The organism is Pseudanabaena sp. 'Roaring Creek' (genome assembly GCF_001402795.1).
Classification (GTDB): Bacteria; Cyanobacteriota; Cyanobacteriia; order Pseudanabaenales; family Pseudanabaenaceae; genus Pseudanabaena.
Map to the genome: position 1 here is coordinate 1 of NZ_LIRE01000185.1, position 14,301 is coordinate 14,301.

The following is a 14,301-nucleotide window of genomic DNA, read 5'->3' on the forward strand; positions in this document are numbered from 1 at the left end:
GCGGCAACTCTCTTTGGGGTTTTATGTCCTGATACAGTTGGCGGCAGCTATATGACTGGGTAAAAGTGAATGAATGCGATCGCATTCATTCACTTTTTATGTTTTGCTATACTTATGGCAGAATAAAGCTAACATAACATACCAAAAAGTTATGATTACAATACCTTACGAACACCGCCATCTACCCACTGCGGAAGACCTACCAGATTCCGACGAAACGCCTGTGGATAATGAACTCCAAAATGATATTCCTAATGTTCTCCTAAATTTGCTGCGATTAATTTGGGGTGATCGCCAAGATTGGTTTTGGGGTGTAGATATGTGTTTCTATTACGAGCCAAATATTGAGGAACCTGAAAAATCTAAAGCAATTGTTCCCGATGCTTTTTTAGCTCTTGGCGTAGAGAGACTGACTAATGAAGGTGGAAGATTAAGTTATGTGCTATGGCAGGAAAAAGTACTACCAATTCTTGCGCTCGAAGTCATCTCTAAAAAGTATAATGGCGAATATGATCGCAAACTCTTGCAATATCAAGATTTAGGAATTCTCTACTATGTTGTCTACAATGCCTTGAGTGGAAGAAGAGGGATTTACAAAAAACATCAATCTTTAGAAGTCTACAAGTTAATAAATGGCAAGTACGAACTTATTCCATCGGTTTCACTTTTGCAGGAAGGTGGAAAAATGGTATGGATGCCAGAAATCGATCTAGGTATTGGCTGTGAACTTAGTAATCGTGGTAATTGGGAGCGAGAGTGGGTTTATTGGTATGATCGCAATAGCGTGCGATATCCGACTGCTGAAGAACGTGCTGAGAATGCTGAAGAACGTGCTGTAAATGCTGAGATGATCGCTGAACAAGAACGCCAACAAATGCTACAAGAACGCCAACACAAGGAAAAATTAGTAGCTTATTTAAAGTCACTTGGAATAAATCCCGATGAAATTTGATATTGGCGATCGTCCTAAAGTTCAGACAAAAATTGAGAGACGCACCTTGTGCATCTCTCAATTTGGCTACTAGGCTTACTCAAAATTACCTACCAGAAGGATCGGCAGAACCATAAGGAACTATCCTTCTCATCTGTAATGTATGGACTTCTTCACCCCATACTTTTATTGCAGTGCTGTCAGTAGTCACTTTCTGGCTAGGTGTAATTGTGTTACTTTCCATGTCCAAGTAGTTCAGCATAATTTAAGAATCTAGAATAGCGTAATGCCCACAACACGGGCATTACGCTATTCTAGATTCTTAATATTAGACTACAATTGCCTGATTAAAACTTACAGCCCTTTTTTAACTCTTTTTAGACAACAGTCCTTTTACAGCGCTTTGCGCTCAAACCCAAACCAAGAAGATTTTTGAAAGCTTTGCTTCGCAAAGCTTTCAAAAATCTTCTTGTGGTTCGTTTGATCGATAATTGCTGTAAGTAGCTAAGCATAAGTAAACTTAAAACCCAGAGGAGCATACCGCCCGCGTAGCGCGTAGTACGCCCTCTGGCTTTGGGGTTTAATTATGCCGAACTACTTAGTAGAATTGGTTTTGATATCATGCATCCATAAAGATCTTGTTTTACGTATTATTATTTTTTAGCATTTATCTATGAAAGTACCTGAATACCCAGAAAATGAAGATGTCCGCATAGAAATATTGCGATCGCTAAATATTCTTGATACCGAGCCAGAAGAACGTTTCGATCGAATTACTAGAATAGCAAAGCGATTATTTGGTGTACCTATTGTCTTGATAAGTTTGGTCGATCTTAAGTGCCAATGGTTTAAATCGGCTCAAGGTATAGAACCTTCCCAAATGCCTCAATTTCGCGATATATCCTTTTGTGGTCACGCTATTTTAGGGGATGAAATTTTTATAGTTGCAGATGCTTTGCTAGACGATAGATTTTACGATAATCCCTATGTAATTGATGAGCCGAAAATTCGCTTTTATGCAGGAGTTCCATTGATTATATCTAAGGGCATAAAGTTAGGTACACTCTGCTTGATTGATCGATGTCCGCGCATACTTAACGAAGAGGATCGAAATTTGTTGCGGGATCTCGGACAGATGGCTGTACAAGAATTGGCGGCATTGCAATTGGCAACCATTGACGAGCTAACCCAAATATCCAATCGGCGAGGTTTTGTCGCGCTATCTCAATATTCTCTCAAATTATGCAAACGGGAAAATAAGCCTGCTTCTCTATTCTTTCTTGATCTGGATTTATTTAAAGAAATCAACGATCGCTATGGACATGCAGAGGGAGATCGAGCTTTAATCGATTTTAGTATGATTTTAAAAGAATCCTTTCGGGAGTCGGATGTAGTGGGCAGATTGGGAGGGGATGAATTTGTTGCCTTATTGTCTAATGTCGATCGAGAGGAAACGCAACTAGTTTTGGAGCGACTGGAGCGATCGCTAGAAGAGTTTAATCAAAAATCCAATCGTGGTTACCAAATTATTTGTAGTGTTGGTATCGTTGCGTTCGATTCTATCCGACATCAATCGATTAACGATCTTTTAGCTGAGGGAGATCGGTTAATGTACGAGCAAAAGCAGAAAAAGAAAAAAAACGTTTATAATCCTTCCTAAGAACAAGAAGAGGAGGGTGTAAAGTGAGATATGTAAAGTCTGGGATGTATACAGAGAGATAATCAAGATACCTAATAGGCTTTGTTGCACGAATAAAAAGAAGCCAAAAGATGAGGGATCTTAGGATAGACAATTAACGAACAACAGAACAGGAGACAGGTTTAGCAAGTTGAATCATGCGATTGAGAGCCGCACATTTTAGGACAAAATCAAGACCCCAAAGAGAGTTGCCGCGCGGAGCGTGGCAACTCTCTTTGGGGTCTTAGTCCTGATACAGTTGGCGGCGGCTATACATGCACTGCTCCCTGTTTGAGGATTACTGGTAAGGTCACACTTAATCTGGCTGTCCGTCTTGATACGGTGCAGTGGTTTGGCACTGGTAAATCTATCCCCATCAAGGCAAATAGTGACTCTAACAATCCTTGTGTTTGTCTTCCTGCTTGCCGATATACTGCTTTTACTGTAATAAATGGCGCGATCGCTATATCGCTGTAATCATTTGAAGCGCCCCGTTTGCCACTTAATGTTTAATTTAACCATCCTTTGATTACTTCTTCGCTCATCCAAAAGGTCAGGCTTCCTCTTTGTTTTAGCCCTGCGTTATACTCTGACCAGTTGCGGATCTCATATTTCTGTGGCATCTCTTTGAGGCTTTTCTCCGACTTAATACACAGTTTACCTTCTAATCCCCTTTTTATGCAACAACGCCATCGATCGCTGTCACCGCTCGCCAATGTCACTGTCGTTTGATACTTGTTGGAGATATTATATTCAGCGATCGGCTCTTCTAGGTGCTGGGTAGCAGAAATATACAAGGATTCCACCATCAATACAGCAGATGTATCTAGTTCAAACTAAGCTTTTAATTTCACCCACAACTCGGTGGACTAGGTAGAGGCACTGTATATGAGTGAAGGCGAAAAGAAACCAGCGTAAGGAAATTTTACTTTATGGGAATCTCTATTGAAAATGTCGTGCCCTCCCCCAGTTTAGAAATACAGTTAATTGTACCGTTATGTCTTTTAACAACAATTTGATAGCTAATCGATAGTCCTAATCCTATACCTTTACCAATGGGTTTAGTTGTAAAAAATGGATCGAATATTCGTGATTGTACTGATTCTGGAATACCACCAGCGTTATCAGTGATCTGCACTCGTACCGTATTATTCGCAGTTATGCTAGTGTGGATTAAAATCGTAGGTACATAAGTTAGATCAACCTTAGACAAATTTCTCAGTGTAAATTCTTCAAGAGCATCAATGGCGTTACTAAGAAGGTTCATAAATACCTGATTGAGTTGGCTAGGATAACACTCTATCAAGGGCAAGTTACCTTGTTCTTTGATTACTTCAATATCTAGTGAGTTCTTCCCTACAGATCTAATACGATGTTGCAAAATTAGCAAAGTGCTATCAATGCCTTCATGAATATCTACTTGTTTAACTTCGGCTTCATCTAATCGTGCAAAGTTCCGCAATGATAGGATGATTTTCCGAATCCGATCGGTACCCACTACTATAGAACTTAAAACTTTATCAAGGTCGGCAATTACATAATTTAAATCTATTTCTTCTAATTCGGATTGGATGGAAGCAACAGGCTGTGGATAATGCTTTTGATAAAGCCCTAGCAAATGCAGCAAATGTTGAATATATTCTTGGGCATAGCTGATATTGCCATGAATAAAACTCACTGGATTATTAATTTCATGGGCAATCCCTGCCACTAATTGTCCAAGGCTAGACATTTTCTCAGTTTGAATCAATTGCAACTGAGTTTGCTTCAGTTTTTCTAGAGCTTGGGCAAGTTTTTCTGCTTGTTCACTAGTTTTAGCTTCTGATTTACGCAAAGCAATTTCGGTTTGACGTCTCTCTTGCAGTTCGATTTGTACACGCTGATATAAATCGGACTGGTAAATCGCGATCGCAATTTGTCCGCTTAGTTTATCGAGTAAATTTAATTCAGATTCTAGCCAGTTACGAGTGCCAGAACATTGGTGAGCAATTAACAATCCCCATAGACGAGACCCCAGTTCTTCATGTTGATTGAAGTGGTCAAATACATTACCTTCAGAAGGGTGGTTTTTGGTAATAATTGGTACAACTAAATTGGCTTTAACTTCAAATTGTTCCAAGAGTTTGATATGACATTCACTCAATCCAGCGTTATAAATATCATTAATCGCCCGCTTCTTCCCCTTTACATAGTCTATCTTTGCTCCACCCTGAAAACAAGTATCTTCTACATTGGCTTGGAATGAAACTGTCCAGCCAGGTAATACAGATTCAGAAACAATCATACCGCTCATATCTGCAGCAAATTTATAGATTGCCACCCGATCTGTTTGTAGAAACTGACGAACTTCCTGAACTGTATTATTGAGAATCTCTGATAGTTCTAATGATCGGCGAATCTTGTTAGAAATGGCATTGATCAACTTTTCATGTTCTACTTTTTGATGGATAATTTCATCTGCCATTATGCGAGAGGAAATATCTGTTTGGATACCAATAAAGTGAGTAACTAAACCCTCTTCATCGCGCAACGGAGAAACATAAAGTTCATTCCAAAAAGTAGTACCATCCTTGCGATAATTTTTTAGGATAACTTGACATTCCCTCTCGTTAAGAATGGAAGCCCGTAAATAATTTAATGCGGCTGAATCAGTATCTATACCTTGTAAAAAACGACAGTTATAACCAATAGTCTCCACTTGAAGGTAACCAGTGATTTTCTCAAAGGCGGGATTGCAGTAAATAATCGGAGTATCTGGTAGGGACGCATCACAGATGACAACGCCACAATTAGTCGCATTTATGGCACGTTCATAAAGACATATAGTATCCTGTGTCCATTTGATATCAGTAAGATCTTGGATTTTTGACATTGTCTGTTAAGTCAATTTACCTGAGTTTAAATTTGGTAGGTTATGAAGCTGAAAGTTCGTGAGATTAAGTAGAAAAATACAAAAACAGTTTAATTCTTTACATTATATTACATACTTTTATGGGGTACGACAACGATTCGTGCACTTAAGGGACACAAGTCCGCAATCTCATCTCTAATAAGTTCTTGTGAGTTGTTTTTTCATGTATTAAATGACTCGGCAATTGGCGGGGCGATAACGATCAACTTTGGGTTTAAATATGCTGTCGTTTACCAGATGACAGCTATTGATGAGGCAGCTAGACGCTCATCCAGATGTAGATTTGGCGAATCGCCATTGTCGTTTGATAATGAGTGGGAGCGATGTGTCTTTGCCTAAAATTTTATCTATAAGAGAGAGCTTTCTTTTTTGTGCTTAATTATCGCTACGTTTAGGTAACTCATCCTCAGGAGTTATAGCGATTACTCCACAAATACCTACAAAATAATCTTCAATCAATTTTGCATCTTTTTGAGTGCTAATCCATTTAATAAAGTCATCTTCATAGTCGTCACGATCCAGCATTGACGAGATAATTTTATTGACTTCTATTTCACGCTCATTGGTTAGATCTAATTGATTAGTTCCCATATACTTTTCTCATGTTTCTTAACTTAACAATAACTAAGTTGGCTTGTTCTAATCCCGTTAATCAGATAAACATCCGCAGAATCCCCGTAAAGTTATCCTTTCCGTATCCCCGCGAGATCGCTTCTTGATAAAGATCGTGCATGGTATTTGCGATCGGGGTTACGGCATTCACTGCCATTGCGGTTTCCGTAAAGTAGCGCAAATCTTTCTCCATTAATTCCAAAGCAAAATTCACGGCATGATTGTTTTCAACCATCAGCCCCCCAGCCGTTCTAGCCGCAGGACTTATTACAGGTAATTCACTGAGACAGAACATTGCCTCTTGTCCTGTCATACCGTTCTTAGTCAACATCCCGATTACTTCAGCTAAAGCAGCAACTTGAATGCCAAGGAGAGCATTAACCGCTAGTTTCACGGTCATGCCCTGACCGATCCCACCAACATGGTGAACAGTTGAACTGATGCTAAGTAAAATATCTCGCACTCGGCTTAAGTATTCGGCTTTGCCTCCTACTAAATAAATGAGTTTGCCAGTTTCTACCTGTATGCGGGAGCCAACTACGGGAGCGTCGAGAAATGCGGCACCGCATCTCTCGATCTCTTTAGCTAGTTCTAATGTCCATGCCACAGTTAAGGTACTCGATTCAATGGCGATCGCGTCGGGTTTGAGTCCTAGTAAAGCTCCCGTATCTTGGTTAAGCCAGATTTCTCGTGATGCTTCGTCATCAGTAACCATACTAATGATTACATTTGCCCGTTCAGACGCTTCTCTCGGTGTTGGCGCATAGGTTGCGCCCAGTTCGATTAAAGGTTTTGCCTTATCTGCCGAGCGACTATATACAACAACCTCATATTTTGCCTCCAACAACTTCTTTACCATGCGAGATCCCATCGCTCCAATTCCTAAAATAGCAATTCGATTCATTACCTTTTCCTAAATAGATTAGTAGAATGATACAGAAAAACTCCCCTCGGTTTAGACAAGAGTTTTTTTGCGGTTGTTGAAGATTTCTATTCTATCGGATCTCAATAGCCCTTTTCGCAAATCTAAAATAGCAAAAAGCAGCCTTAACCGACTGGCTAGGGATGCTCACACTAGGAGTTTTGGGAAACTTGATTTTCGACTGACATTAAAGAAGTAGCTACTGAATCTCAATATGGAACAATCGAGTACTGTAATCGATATCAAAAATTACAACACAGACATTATCGAATTTTTCTAAATTTCTGTCTGTGTTATGGCTCACCGACCCCTGCAAAACCGCTCCACCAGCAGAAGGGATCGCTAAACTTTTTTGCAGATGTTTTGAGCGGATCTGAGTTGTTGACATAGAATTCCGTACTGATATCTAAAACCTATACCTGAAGGTCTGTATCTAGAACTAAAAGTGCTATTTTAGCACTTTTAGTTAATGCCAAATGTATCGATGATTTTACTGTCTTCGGGAGGTGAGTAACATTGGAACGAAAAGTAGGTTAAGGATTTTGAAATCGCTTGAAATCTTCTCCTATAAAAGGTTTGACGGATTTACATTTCATGATGGAATAGACTACTCAAGATAGGTTTTTAATTATGCCTAGCTACTTAATACTATTGCAATCTTCAAATGAGTGCGTACTCATTTTGAAAACAAAAACAATCCTAACAAGGGTTTCGATTTTTCATTTTGCCTACGGTAAAATGAAAACCACAAGCCGCTAATCATAATTCCAAAGATGAATGTCAGCGCGAAGTGCTAATCATCTTTGGGACTTTAGATCCTAAGCAAACCTTAATTGCTATAAGATATTACCTAGGGTTTAAGGATATAAATCAAATGGTACTGATTAATCATTATGTCTTAAGTCTTCTGTCTGCAAGTTTGTTGCTTAGCTCCGCATCCTTCGGTCAGAATTCTGAACCTGCACATTATGTCACTCCCCGTCTTTCTAATCCTATTTCACAATCTAATAATGCTGAAGCTTTGCTCATACAGGGGTACGCCAAGTATGCAAAGAAAGATTATCTAGGAGCGATCGCCGACTACAGCGCCGCCATCCGCCTCAATCCTAACTATGCTCCTGCTTATTATAATCGTGGGTTAGCGAAGTCTGATTTAGGAGAGATGCAAGAAGCGATCGCTGACTACGACGAAGCCATCAGAATTAATCCTAATGATGCTGATACTTATATCCAACGCGGGTATGCGAAATCTGATTTAGGCAAAAAACAAGAAGCGATCGCTGACTACAACGAAGCCATCAGAATTAATCCTAGTGAATCTCTGGCTTACTTCTATCGCGGGTATGCGAAGGCTGATTTAGGAGATATACAAGGAGCGATCGCTGACTATAGTTCAGCTATTCGCCTCAATCCTAAGTATGTTGATGCTTACTATGATCGAGGGTTAGCAAAGTATGATTTAGGAGATATACAAGGAGCGATCGCCGATTATAGTTCGGCTATTAGTCTCAATCCTAAGTATGTAGATGCTTACTACGATCGCGGGTTAGCAAAGTATGATTTGGAAGACAAACTAGGAGCGATCGCTGACTATAGTTCAGCTATTCGCCTCGAACCTAAATATGCTGATGCTTACACCAATCGTGGAATTGCGAAATATGATTTGGGAGATAAACAAGGAGCGATCACCGACTACAGTTCCGCCATCCGTTTTAATCCAAATGATGCTTATGCTTATTACAATCGCGGGTTAGCGAAGTATGATCTGGGAGATAAACAAGGAGCGAGTGCTGACTACAGCGCCACCATCCGCCTCAATCCAGATGATGATTATGCTTATTACGAGCGTGGGTATGCGAGGTATGATTTAGGAGATAAACAAGGAGCGATCGCCGACTTCAGCGAAGTTATCCGCCTCAATCCAAATAATGCTGATGCTTACTATAACAAGGCTTGTTGTTACTCGTTGCAGAACGACTTGGAACTTGCAATATTGAATCTTCAAAAAGCAATTCAGATTTCTCCAGAGTATTATCGTCAATTGGCAAACAATGATAAAGATTTTGACAATATTCGTAGTGAAGCGCGTTTTCAAGAATTACTTCGTTAGCCTCTAAATTCGTTAGCCTCTAAAGAGGTGAAAGACCAGAAGCATTGCCAGCCTTTCGGAAAAGATTGGAGATCTGAAGTCAGTAATGTTATGGCAAAAATCAAACCCAATAGAGAGTTGCGGCGCGAAGCGCCACAATTCTCTATTGGGTTTGATTTCCTAGCTATAGATGACATGGAAGTTAATCCGTACCTGCCCAAGACCAAATGGGATTGCCATCTTTGACATCTTTTTTCACAATCACAGGCGTAAATCCATTAACATCAGTCTTCCCCGTCATATCCAGAATGAGATAGACCTTATTATTGACAAAACGCATTCTCAAATAGGAATTACCTTCAAAAGGTTCGTTATTGACTCTAGTGATCCCTGCTGTTGCCTTGCAATTGCGATATTTGTTTTGGAGTTTTGCAACCCATGTCGCGCTGAATTCATCGCTTTTTTCCAATGTGAATGGTTGAGCGAGCCAGCTAAGGGAAGCGGAACCATCTAGAGTGTAGCCACCTTCATAATAGGGACGCGATGCTTGAATTAAAGTAACTTCGGATGGACAAATTGGTGATGGTTCTCTTAAATCCGCAGGATAAACCTTGAGAGTAATATAGTTTGGTGCGGCAAAACTAGGATTTGCCAATAGAGATAATTGCGCGATCGCCGCGCCCCCAATGCCCAAACATACTTGCTTAAAAATTTGACTGAAAGCCTTAAACCTAAAGTTTTTCATGGGATTTTTTACCGCTATAGTAATCCAGTCTATGCATTTTGAATCTTGAAAACTTAGAAGTCAAAATTGCTTTTAGAGTTCCCCTCTCCTTCGAGATTTAATGGGGTATGTATAACTATAGTCAAGTAAGCCTCTTGCGGATAAAAAATGACCCGCTCAGCCAATGTTAGTTTCGACTTCGCTCAGCTAACGTTGGCTGAGCGAAGTCGAAGCCACAGGTACTTTAATTACAGCAATTATCGATCAAACGAACCACAAAGAAATTTTTGAAAGCGTTGCGATGCAACGCTTTCAAAAATTACCTTGGTTTGGGTTTGAGCGCAATGCGCTGTAACAAGTAGCTAGGCATAATTAAAATCTAAAACCCATTTTAAGAGTAGCGGCGCAAAGCGCCGCCACTCTAAAATGGGTTTTCAGTCCAGAGATCTTAAAAAACGCTATATTGATCTTCCTAGGCAAAAAAGCGACAACTAACCCATGACTACCTCCGTTTTATCCGATTTAAAGATCCGTTGCTCTCAGGCGATCGCCGCAGCCTTTGGTACGGCATACGACAACTACGATCCTGCTGTCGCCCCATCCAAGGATGCGAAATTTGGCGATTATCAATGCAATGCCGCCCTAGGTTTAACCAAAAAGCTCAAACAAAAGCCCCAAGATGTAGCAGCGCAGATAATTGCAAATTTACAGGTTGACGATATATTTGAGCCTCCGACGATCGCAGGAGCGGGATTTATTAACTTAAAGCTGAAACTTAGTTACATAGAAACCCAATTAGCAAAAATGCAAAAAAGCGATCGCCTCGCGATCGCCAAGGTCGATAAACCCGATCGCGTAATCGTCGATTTTTCCAGCCCAAATATTGCGAAGGAGATGCATGTTGGACATTTGCGATCGACGATTATCGGCGACAGTATTGCCAGAATTTTAGAATTTCAAGGACATGAAGTCCTGCGCCTCAACCATGTTGGCGACTGGGGAACGCAATTTGGAATGTTGATTACCTACCTGCGCGAAGTCTATCCCGATGCGCTGACTAAAGCCGATGCGATTGCGATCGGTGACTTAGTAGAACTCTATCGCGCCGCCAAAAAACGCTTTGATGAAGATGCAGAATTTAAAGAAACTTCCCGCGCGGCGGTGGTGGAGTTGCAAGCGGGAGGGGCTGAAGCTAAACTAGCATGGCAACTGCTCTGCGAACAGTCACGCCGCGAGTTCCAAAAGATCTATGACACCCTCAATATTCAATTAGAGGAACGTGGCGAATCTTTTTATAATGCATTCTTAGCCGATGTCGTTACTGACCTCCGCGAAACTGGATTGCTCCAAGAAGATCAAGGCGCTTTATGTGTCTTTCTAGAAGGATTTAGTAATAAAGACGGTCAGCCCTTACCTCTAATTATTCAGAAGACCGATGGTGGCTATAACTACGCGACCACTGACCTCGCCGCCCTACGCTATCGCATTAACGAAGACAAAGCCACAAGGATTATTTACGTAACTGATATTGGGCAAGCGGGACATTTTGCCCAAGTTTTTCAAGTTGCGAAGCGTGCAAATTGGATTCCTGAAACCGTGCAGACTACCCATGTTCCCTTTGGGTTAGTGATGGGTGAAGATGGCAAGAAATTTAAAACGCGATCGGGCGATACGATCGCCCTCAAGAGTCTCCTCGAAGAGGCAGTTGTGCGTGCGCGTACCGATATCGAAACCCGCAATCCCGATGCATCTGATGAATTCAAACAAGATGTTGCTGAAGCTGTCGGACTTGGGGCGGTGAAGTACGCCGACCTTTCCCAAAATCGCACCAGCAACTATATTTTTAGTTTCGATAAGATGTTAGCCCTACAGGGCAACACAGCGCCCTATATGCTCTATGCCTATGTGCGGGTACAGGGAATCGGGCGTAAAGGCGAGATCGATTTTGCCAGTTTAGATGCGGCGATCCATCTCACCCAAGATCCTGAGATTGTCTTAGCCAAGCACCTATTGCAATTTGCGGAAGCGATCGATGCTGTTGCCGAAGAGCTTTTCCCCAATCGTCTTTGTCAATATCTATTTGAACTCAGTCAAAAGTTCAATCAATTCTTCGAGCAATGTCCCGTATTGCAAGCTGAAGAGTCAGAAAGAATCTCGCGCCTGAGTCTCTGCGATATCACCGCCAAAACTCTTAAGCTGGGTTTAAGTCTTCTCGGTATCCGCGTTTTAGAACGCATGTAAAATATAAAGAGGTCGTGCTTCGCACGACCTCTTAACTTGGTGTTAATTCACGAAAGTGTTGTCACACTTTCGTGAATTGGTATTAATCAATGGAAAATCAAAAAATGACCTTAGAAAAACCCGATAGTGTTTGGAATCATAAACCTTGGTGGTGTCAACCTTGGTCAATTATTCTGACTGGATTCTCGATTATTAGCGCCAGTTGGTTATTATTTAAAATAATTTGGCTGTCGGTTTTGGTAGCGATCCCCATAACGGCATGGATGTGGTTTTTTGTAATTCTATTTCCTAAGTTAGCCATGCAAGAATTCGAGTGAGAAGCTTGTTAAACCTGTGATTTTCTCGCGTTTAAAACAACTCCTAAAAAGCTTGAAATTAGAAAATCAGAGAATCCCCGACTCGAGCTGCTCTAGGTAGATAAAGTCTGGAGATTTGACCCCTGCTTCGGCTCTGATTTTAATTAGTTGAGGCGACTCAAAAAACTTTTTCGCATCAGCGATCGCCGTCCATGCTGAGAAATGGACAATTTTATTAGGCTCCTTTTCATATTTGAGAACCTGATAGGAGCGTTCGCCCGCTTCTTTACGAATATCCGCCGCATCGTCAAAAACCTGCTTCCAAGCTGGATAGTCGGCGACTTCATGGATAATCAAAACGTATTGCATGATTGAGAATTAAGTAATTGAGACTAAAGACTTGATTTCAAGTTAAGAAATGGCTACGCCATTTCTTAACTTGAGAACTCTTGCTAGGTTTAGTTTTTAATTCACAAAAGTGTTGTCACACTTTCGTAAATTGAAATATAAACATTAAAGAAGAGCCGCTTTGCGGCTCTTCTTTAATGTTTATATTTCAAAGCCCGTAGCAGCTTCCTCGATCGCCATTTTATGCATGGTTTTGGCTAGCTCGGCAGCCACTTCAGGACGAGAGAACTCAGGAGGTGGACATTCCCCACGGCGAAGCATCTCGCGAACCTTGGTACCCGATAGATGTACCCTTTCTTCGGGGAGACTAGCACTAGTCTTTGTTGTCGCCATACCTTGGGTGCGTTTGCAATAAAAAGCATGTTCAAACATTAAAGGAATAATTCCCAGTTCGCCATCCTCAAACTCATAGAAAATATGTTGAGCATCGTAGGTTCCGTAATAGTCACCGACTCCAGCATGATCGCGTCCGACGATGAAATGGGTGCAACCATAGTTTTTGCGAATTAAAGCATGGAAAATTGCTTCGCGAGGCCCTGCATAGCGCATGGCAGCGGGATTAATCGCTAAGGTGACGCGATCTAGGGGGAAATAATGCTCTAGCATGATTTCGTAGCAACGCATCCGCACATCCGCAGGCACGTCATCGCTCTTAGTCGCACCAACCAGAGGATGGAGGAACAACCCATCGACTATTTCCAAAGCACATTTCTGAATATATTCATGGGCACGGTGGATTGGGTTGCGGGTTTGGAAGCCAACAATTGTTCGCCAACCTTTTTGAATAAATAATTCGCGAGAATCGACAGGATCGATTTGATAGGTAGGAAAAAGTGGGTGCGGACGACGCTCTAACAGCCATACATCACCTGCTAGATATACATCACCTTGACCATAGACGACCTTAACCCCTGGGTGCCGATCTTCATTAGTACGATAGACATGGAGGGCTTCTTTCAGTTTGTCGTACTTATATTTTTCGCTTAGTTCTAATACGCCTATAAATACGCCATTCGGATCGTTGAGGCGAACTAGACTACCAATATTGAGGCTATCGGCTAATTCACTAGTAACAGGCAAGGTAATCGGAATCGACCAAGGTAATCCATTCGCCAAGCGCATATTTAAGACGACGGATTCATAGTCAGCCTTCCCCAAGAAGCCAGTGAGGGGGCTAAAGCCGCCGATCGCAATTAGCTCAAGGTCGGACAGCGATCGCTCAGTCAGTTGCACGCATGGCAAGTGGTCAGCTTTGCTATAAAAAACTTCTTTTTGGGCTTCTGAGGCGAGGCGATTAATTAACTGACCACCATGCGGTGCAATGTTTTTGAGTTGTCGAGCCATGACTTTTGCTGATAATGTGCTGGTAAAAGGTTTAAATTACTGAGTTTGTGTTTGTGAATGGGAAGCAAGTTGAGGAGTAATCTTTAGAAACTACTGGCTTGCAGGAATTGATCTAGCGAATCTAAGTAGCTGGACATAATTAAAA

At 41.3% G+C, this 14,301-nt stretch carries 13 protein-coding genes and 1 pseudogene; 5 read left to right on the forward strand and 9 right to left on the reverse strand.

The window, feature by feature from the left end; translation table 11 throughout:
• Window positions 1–151 precede the first annotated feature (151 nt).
• Window positions 152–952, forward strand: coding sequence for a Uma2 family endonuclease (locus AC805_RS05900; RefSeq protein ID WP_055074556.1), 801 nt, complete (start codon window positions 152–154; stop codon window positions 950–952).
• An 85-nt stretch (window positions 953–1,037) separates the two neighbouring features.
• Here AC805_RS05900 and AC805_RS25445 read toward each other — a convergent pair whose 3' ends face one another.
• A complete protein-coding gene (locus AC805_RS25445) occupies window positions 1,038–1,193 on the reverse strand; it encodes a hypothetical protein (protein WP_156341321.1) in 156 nt (51 codons plus the stop codon).
• 411 nt (window positions 1,194–1,604) lie between these two features.
• Between AC805_RS25445 and AC805_RS05905 the strand changes: the two genes are divergently transcribed.
• Entirely contained in the window at window positions 1,605–2,591 is a 987-nt protein-coding gene (locus AC805_RS05905) for a sensor domain-containing diguanylate cyclase (protein ID WP_055074557.1), read from the forward strand.
• Between the two features lie 290 nt (window positions 2,592–2,881).
• Here AC805_RS05905 and AC805_RS25450 read toward each other — a convergent pair.
• The 5 genes and pseudogenes from AC805_RS25450 to AC805_RS05930 all read right to left on the reverse strand — a co-directional run.
• A pseudogene (locus AC805_RS25450) lies at window positions 2,882–3,232 on the reverse strand (transposase); the annotation flags it as partial.
• A gap of 302 nt (window positions 3,233–3,534) precedes the next feature.
• On the reverse strand, window positions 3,535–5,481 hold the full coding sequence (locus AC805_RS05915) for an ATP-binding protein (RefSeq protein ID WP_055074559.1): 1,947 nt from the start codon (window positions 5,479–5,481) through the stop codon (window positions 3,535–3,537).
• A 414-nt stretch (window positions 5,482–5,895) separates the two neighbouring features.
• Window positions 5,896–6,111, reverse strand: coding sequence for a hypothetical protein (locus tag AC805_RS05920; protein ID WP_055074560.1), 216 nt, complete (start codon window positions 6,109–6,111; stop codon window positions 5,896–5,898).
• Window positions 6,112–6,172: 61 nt separating this feature from the next.
• Window positions 6,173–7,036 carry an NAD(P)-dependent oxidoreductase gene (locus AC805_RS05925; protein ID WP_055074561.1) on the reverse strand — a complete coding sequence of 288 codons (864 nt, stop codon included), beginning with the start codon at window positions 7,034–7,036 and terminating at the stop codon, window positions 6,173–6,175.
• A 217-nt stretch (window positions 7,037–7,253) separates the two neighbouring features.
• Complete coding sequence (locus tag AC805_RS05930; RefSeq protein ID WP_055074562.1) at window positions 7,254–7,442, reverse strand: hypothetical protein; 189 nt, start codon at window positions 7,440–7,442, stop codon at window positions 7,254–7,256.
• 486 nt (window positions 7,443–7,928) lie between these two features.
• Between AC805_RS05930 and AC805_RS05935 the strand changes: the two genes are divergently transcribed.
• Window positions 7,929–9,164 (forward strand): tetratricopeptide repeat protein, encoded by a 1,236-nt coding sequence (locus tag AC805_RS05935; RefSeq protein ID WP_055074563.1) that lies wholly within the window; start codon window positions 7,929–7,931, stop codon window positions 9,162–9,164.
• 181 nt (window positions 9,165–9,345) lie between these two features.
• Here the strand turns inward: AC805_RS05935 and AC805_RS05940 are convergent, their stop codons facing one another.
• Window positions 9,346–9,888, reverse strand: a complete 543-nt coding sequence (locus tag AC805_RS05940; RefSeq protein WP_055074564.1) for a hypothetical protein — start codon at window positions 9,886–9,888, stop codon at window positions 9,346–9,348.
• A 477-nt stretch (window positions 9,889–10,365) separates the two neighbouring features.
• Between AC805_RS05940 and argS the strand changes: the two genes are divergently transcribed.
• Both argS and AC805_RS05950 read left to right on the forward strand, forming a co-directional pair.
• Window positions 10,366–12,108: an arginine--tRNA ligase gene (argS, locus tag AC805_RS05945; RefSeq protein ID WP_055074565.1), complete on the forward strand. Its 1,743-nt coding sequence runs from the start codon at window positions 10,366–10,368 to the stop codon at window positions 12,106–12,108.
• A gap of 104 nt (window positions 12,109–12,212) precedes the next feature.
• Window positions 12,213–12,425, forward strand: coding sequence for a DUF6737 family protein (locus AC805_RS05950; RefSeq protein WP_055074568.1), 213 nt, complete (start codon window positions 12,213–12,215; stop codon window positions 12,423–12,425).
• Between the two features lie 66 nt (window positions 12,426–12,491).
• Here the strand turns inward: AC805_RS05950 and AC805_RS05955 are convergent, their stop codons facing one another.
• Window positions 12,492–12,773: an antibiotic biosynthesis monooxygenase gene (locus AC805_RS05955; RefSeq protein ID WP_055074566.1), complete on the reverse strand. Its 282-nt coding sequence runs from the start codon at window positions 12,771–12,773 to the stop codon at window positions 12,492–12,494.
• 180 nt (window positions 12,774–12,953) lie between these two features.
• Complete coding sequence (gene sat / locus AC805_RS05960) at window positions 12,954–14,156, reverse strand: sulfate adenylyltransferase (RefSeq protein WP_055074567.1); 1,203 nt, start codon at window positions 14,154–14,156, stop codon at window positions 12,954–12,956.
• Window positions 14,157–14,301: the final 145 nt, after the last annotated feature.

Bases quoted from the DNA above. Each gene is read 5' to 3' on its own strand.
- AC805_RS05900 (WP_055074556.1), top strand. From the start codon at position 152: ATGATTACAATACCTTACGAACACCGCCATCTACCCACTGCGGAAGAC.
- AC805_RS25445 (WP_156341321.1), bottom strand. From the start codon at position 1,193: ATGCTGAACTACTTGGACATGGAAAGTAACACAATTACACCTAGCCAG.
- AC805_RS05905 (WP_055074557.1), top strand. From the start codon at position 1,605: ATGAAAGTACCTGAATACCCAGAAAATGAAGATGTCCGCATAGAAATA.
- AC805_RS05915 (WP_055074559.1), bottom strand. From the start codon at position 5,481: ATGTCAAAAATCCAAGATCTTACTGATATCAAATGGACACAGGATACT.
- AC805_RS05920 (WP_055074560.1), bottom strand. From the start codon at position 6,111: ATGGGAACTAATCAATTAGATCTAACCAATGAGCGTGAAATAGAAGTC.
- AC805_RS05925 (WP_055074561.1), bottom strand. From the start codon at position 7,036: ATGAATCGAATTGCTATTTTAGGAATTGGAGCGATGGGATCTCGCATG.
- AC805_RS05930 (WP_055074562.1), bottom strand. From the start codon at position 7,442: ATGTCAACAACTCAGATCCGCTCAAAACATCTGCAAAAAAGTTTAGCG.
- AC805_RS05935 (WP_055074563.1), top strand. From the start codon at position 7,929: ATGGTACTGATTAATCATTATGTCTTAAGTCTTCTGTCTGCAAGTTTG.
- AC805_RS05940 (WP_055074564.1), bottom strand. From the start codon at position 9,888: ATGAAAAACTTTAGGTTTAAGGCTTTCAGTCAAATTTTTAAGCAAGTA.
- argS (WP_055074565.1), top strand. From the start codon at position 10,366: ATGACTACCTCCGTTTTATCCGATTTAAAGATCCGTTGCTCTCAGGCG.
- AC805_RS05950 (WP_055074568.1), top strand. From the start codon at position 12,213: ATGACCTTAGAAAAACCCGATAGTGTTTGGAATCATAAACCTTGGTGG.
- AC805_RS05955 (WP_055074566.1), bottom strand. From the start codon at position 12,773: ATGCAATACGTTTTGATTATCCATGAAGTCGCCGACTATCCAGCTTGG.
- sat (WP_055074567.1), bottom strand. From the start codon at position 14,156: ATGGCTCGACAACTCAAAAACATTGCACCGCATGGTGGTCAGTTAATT.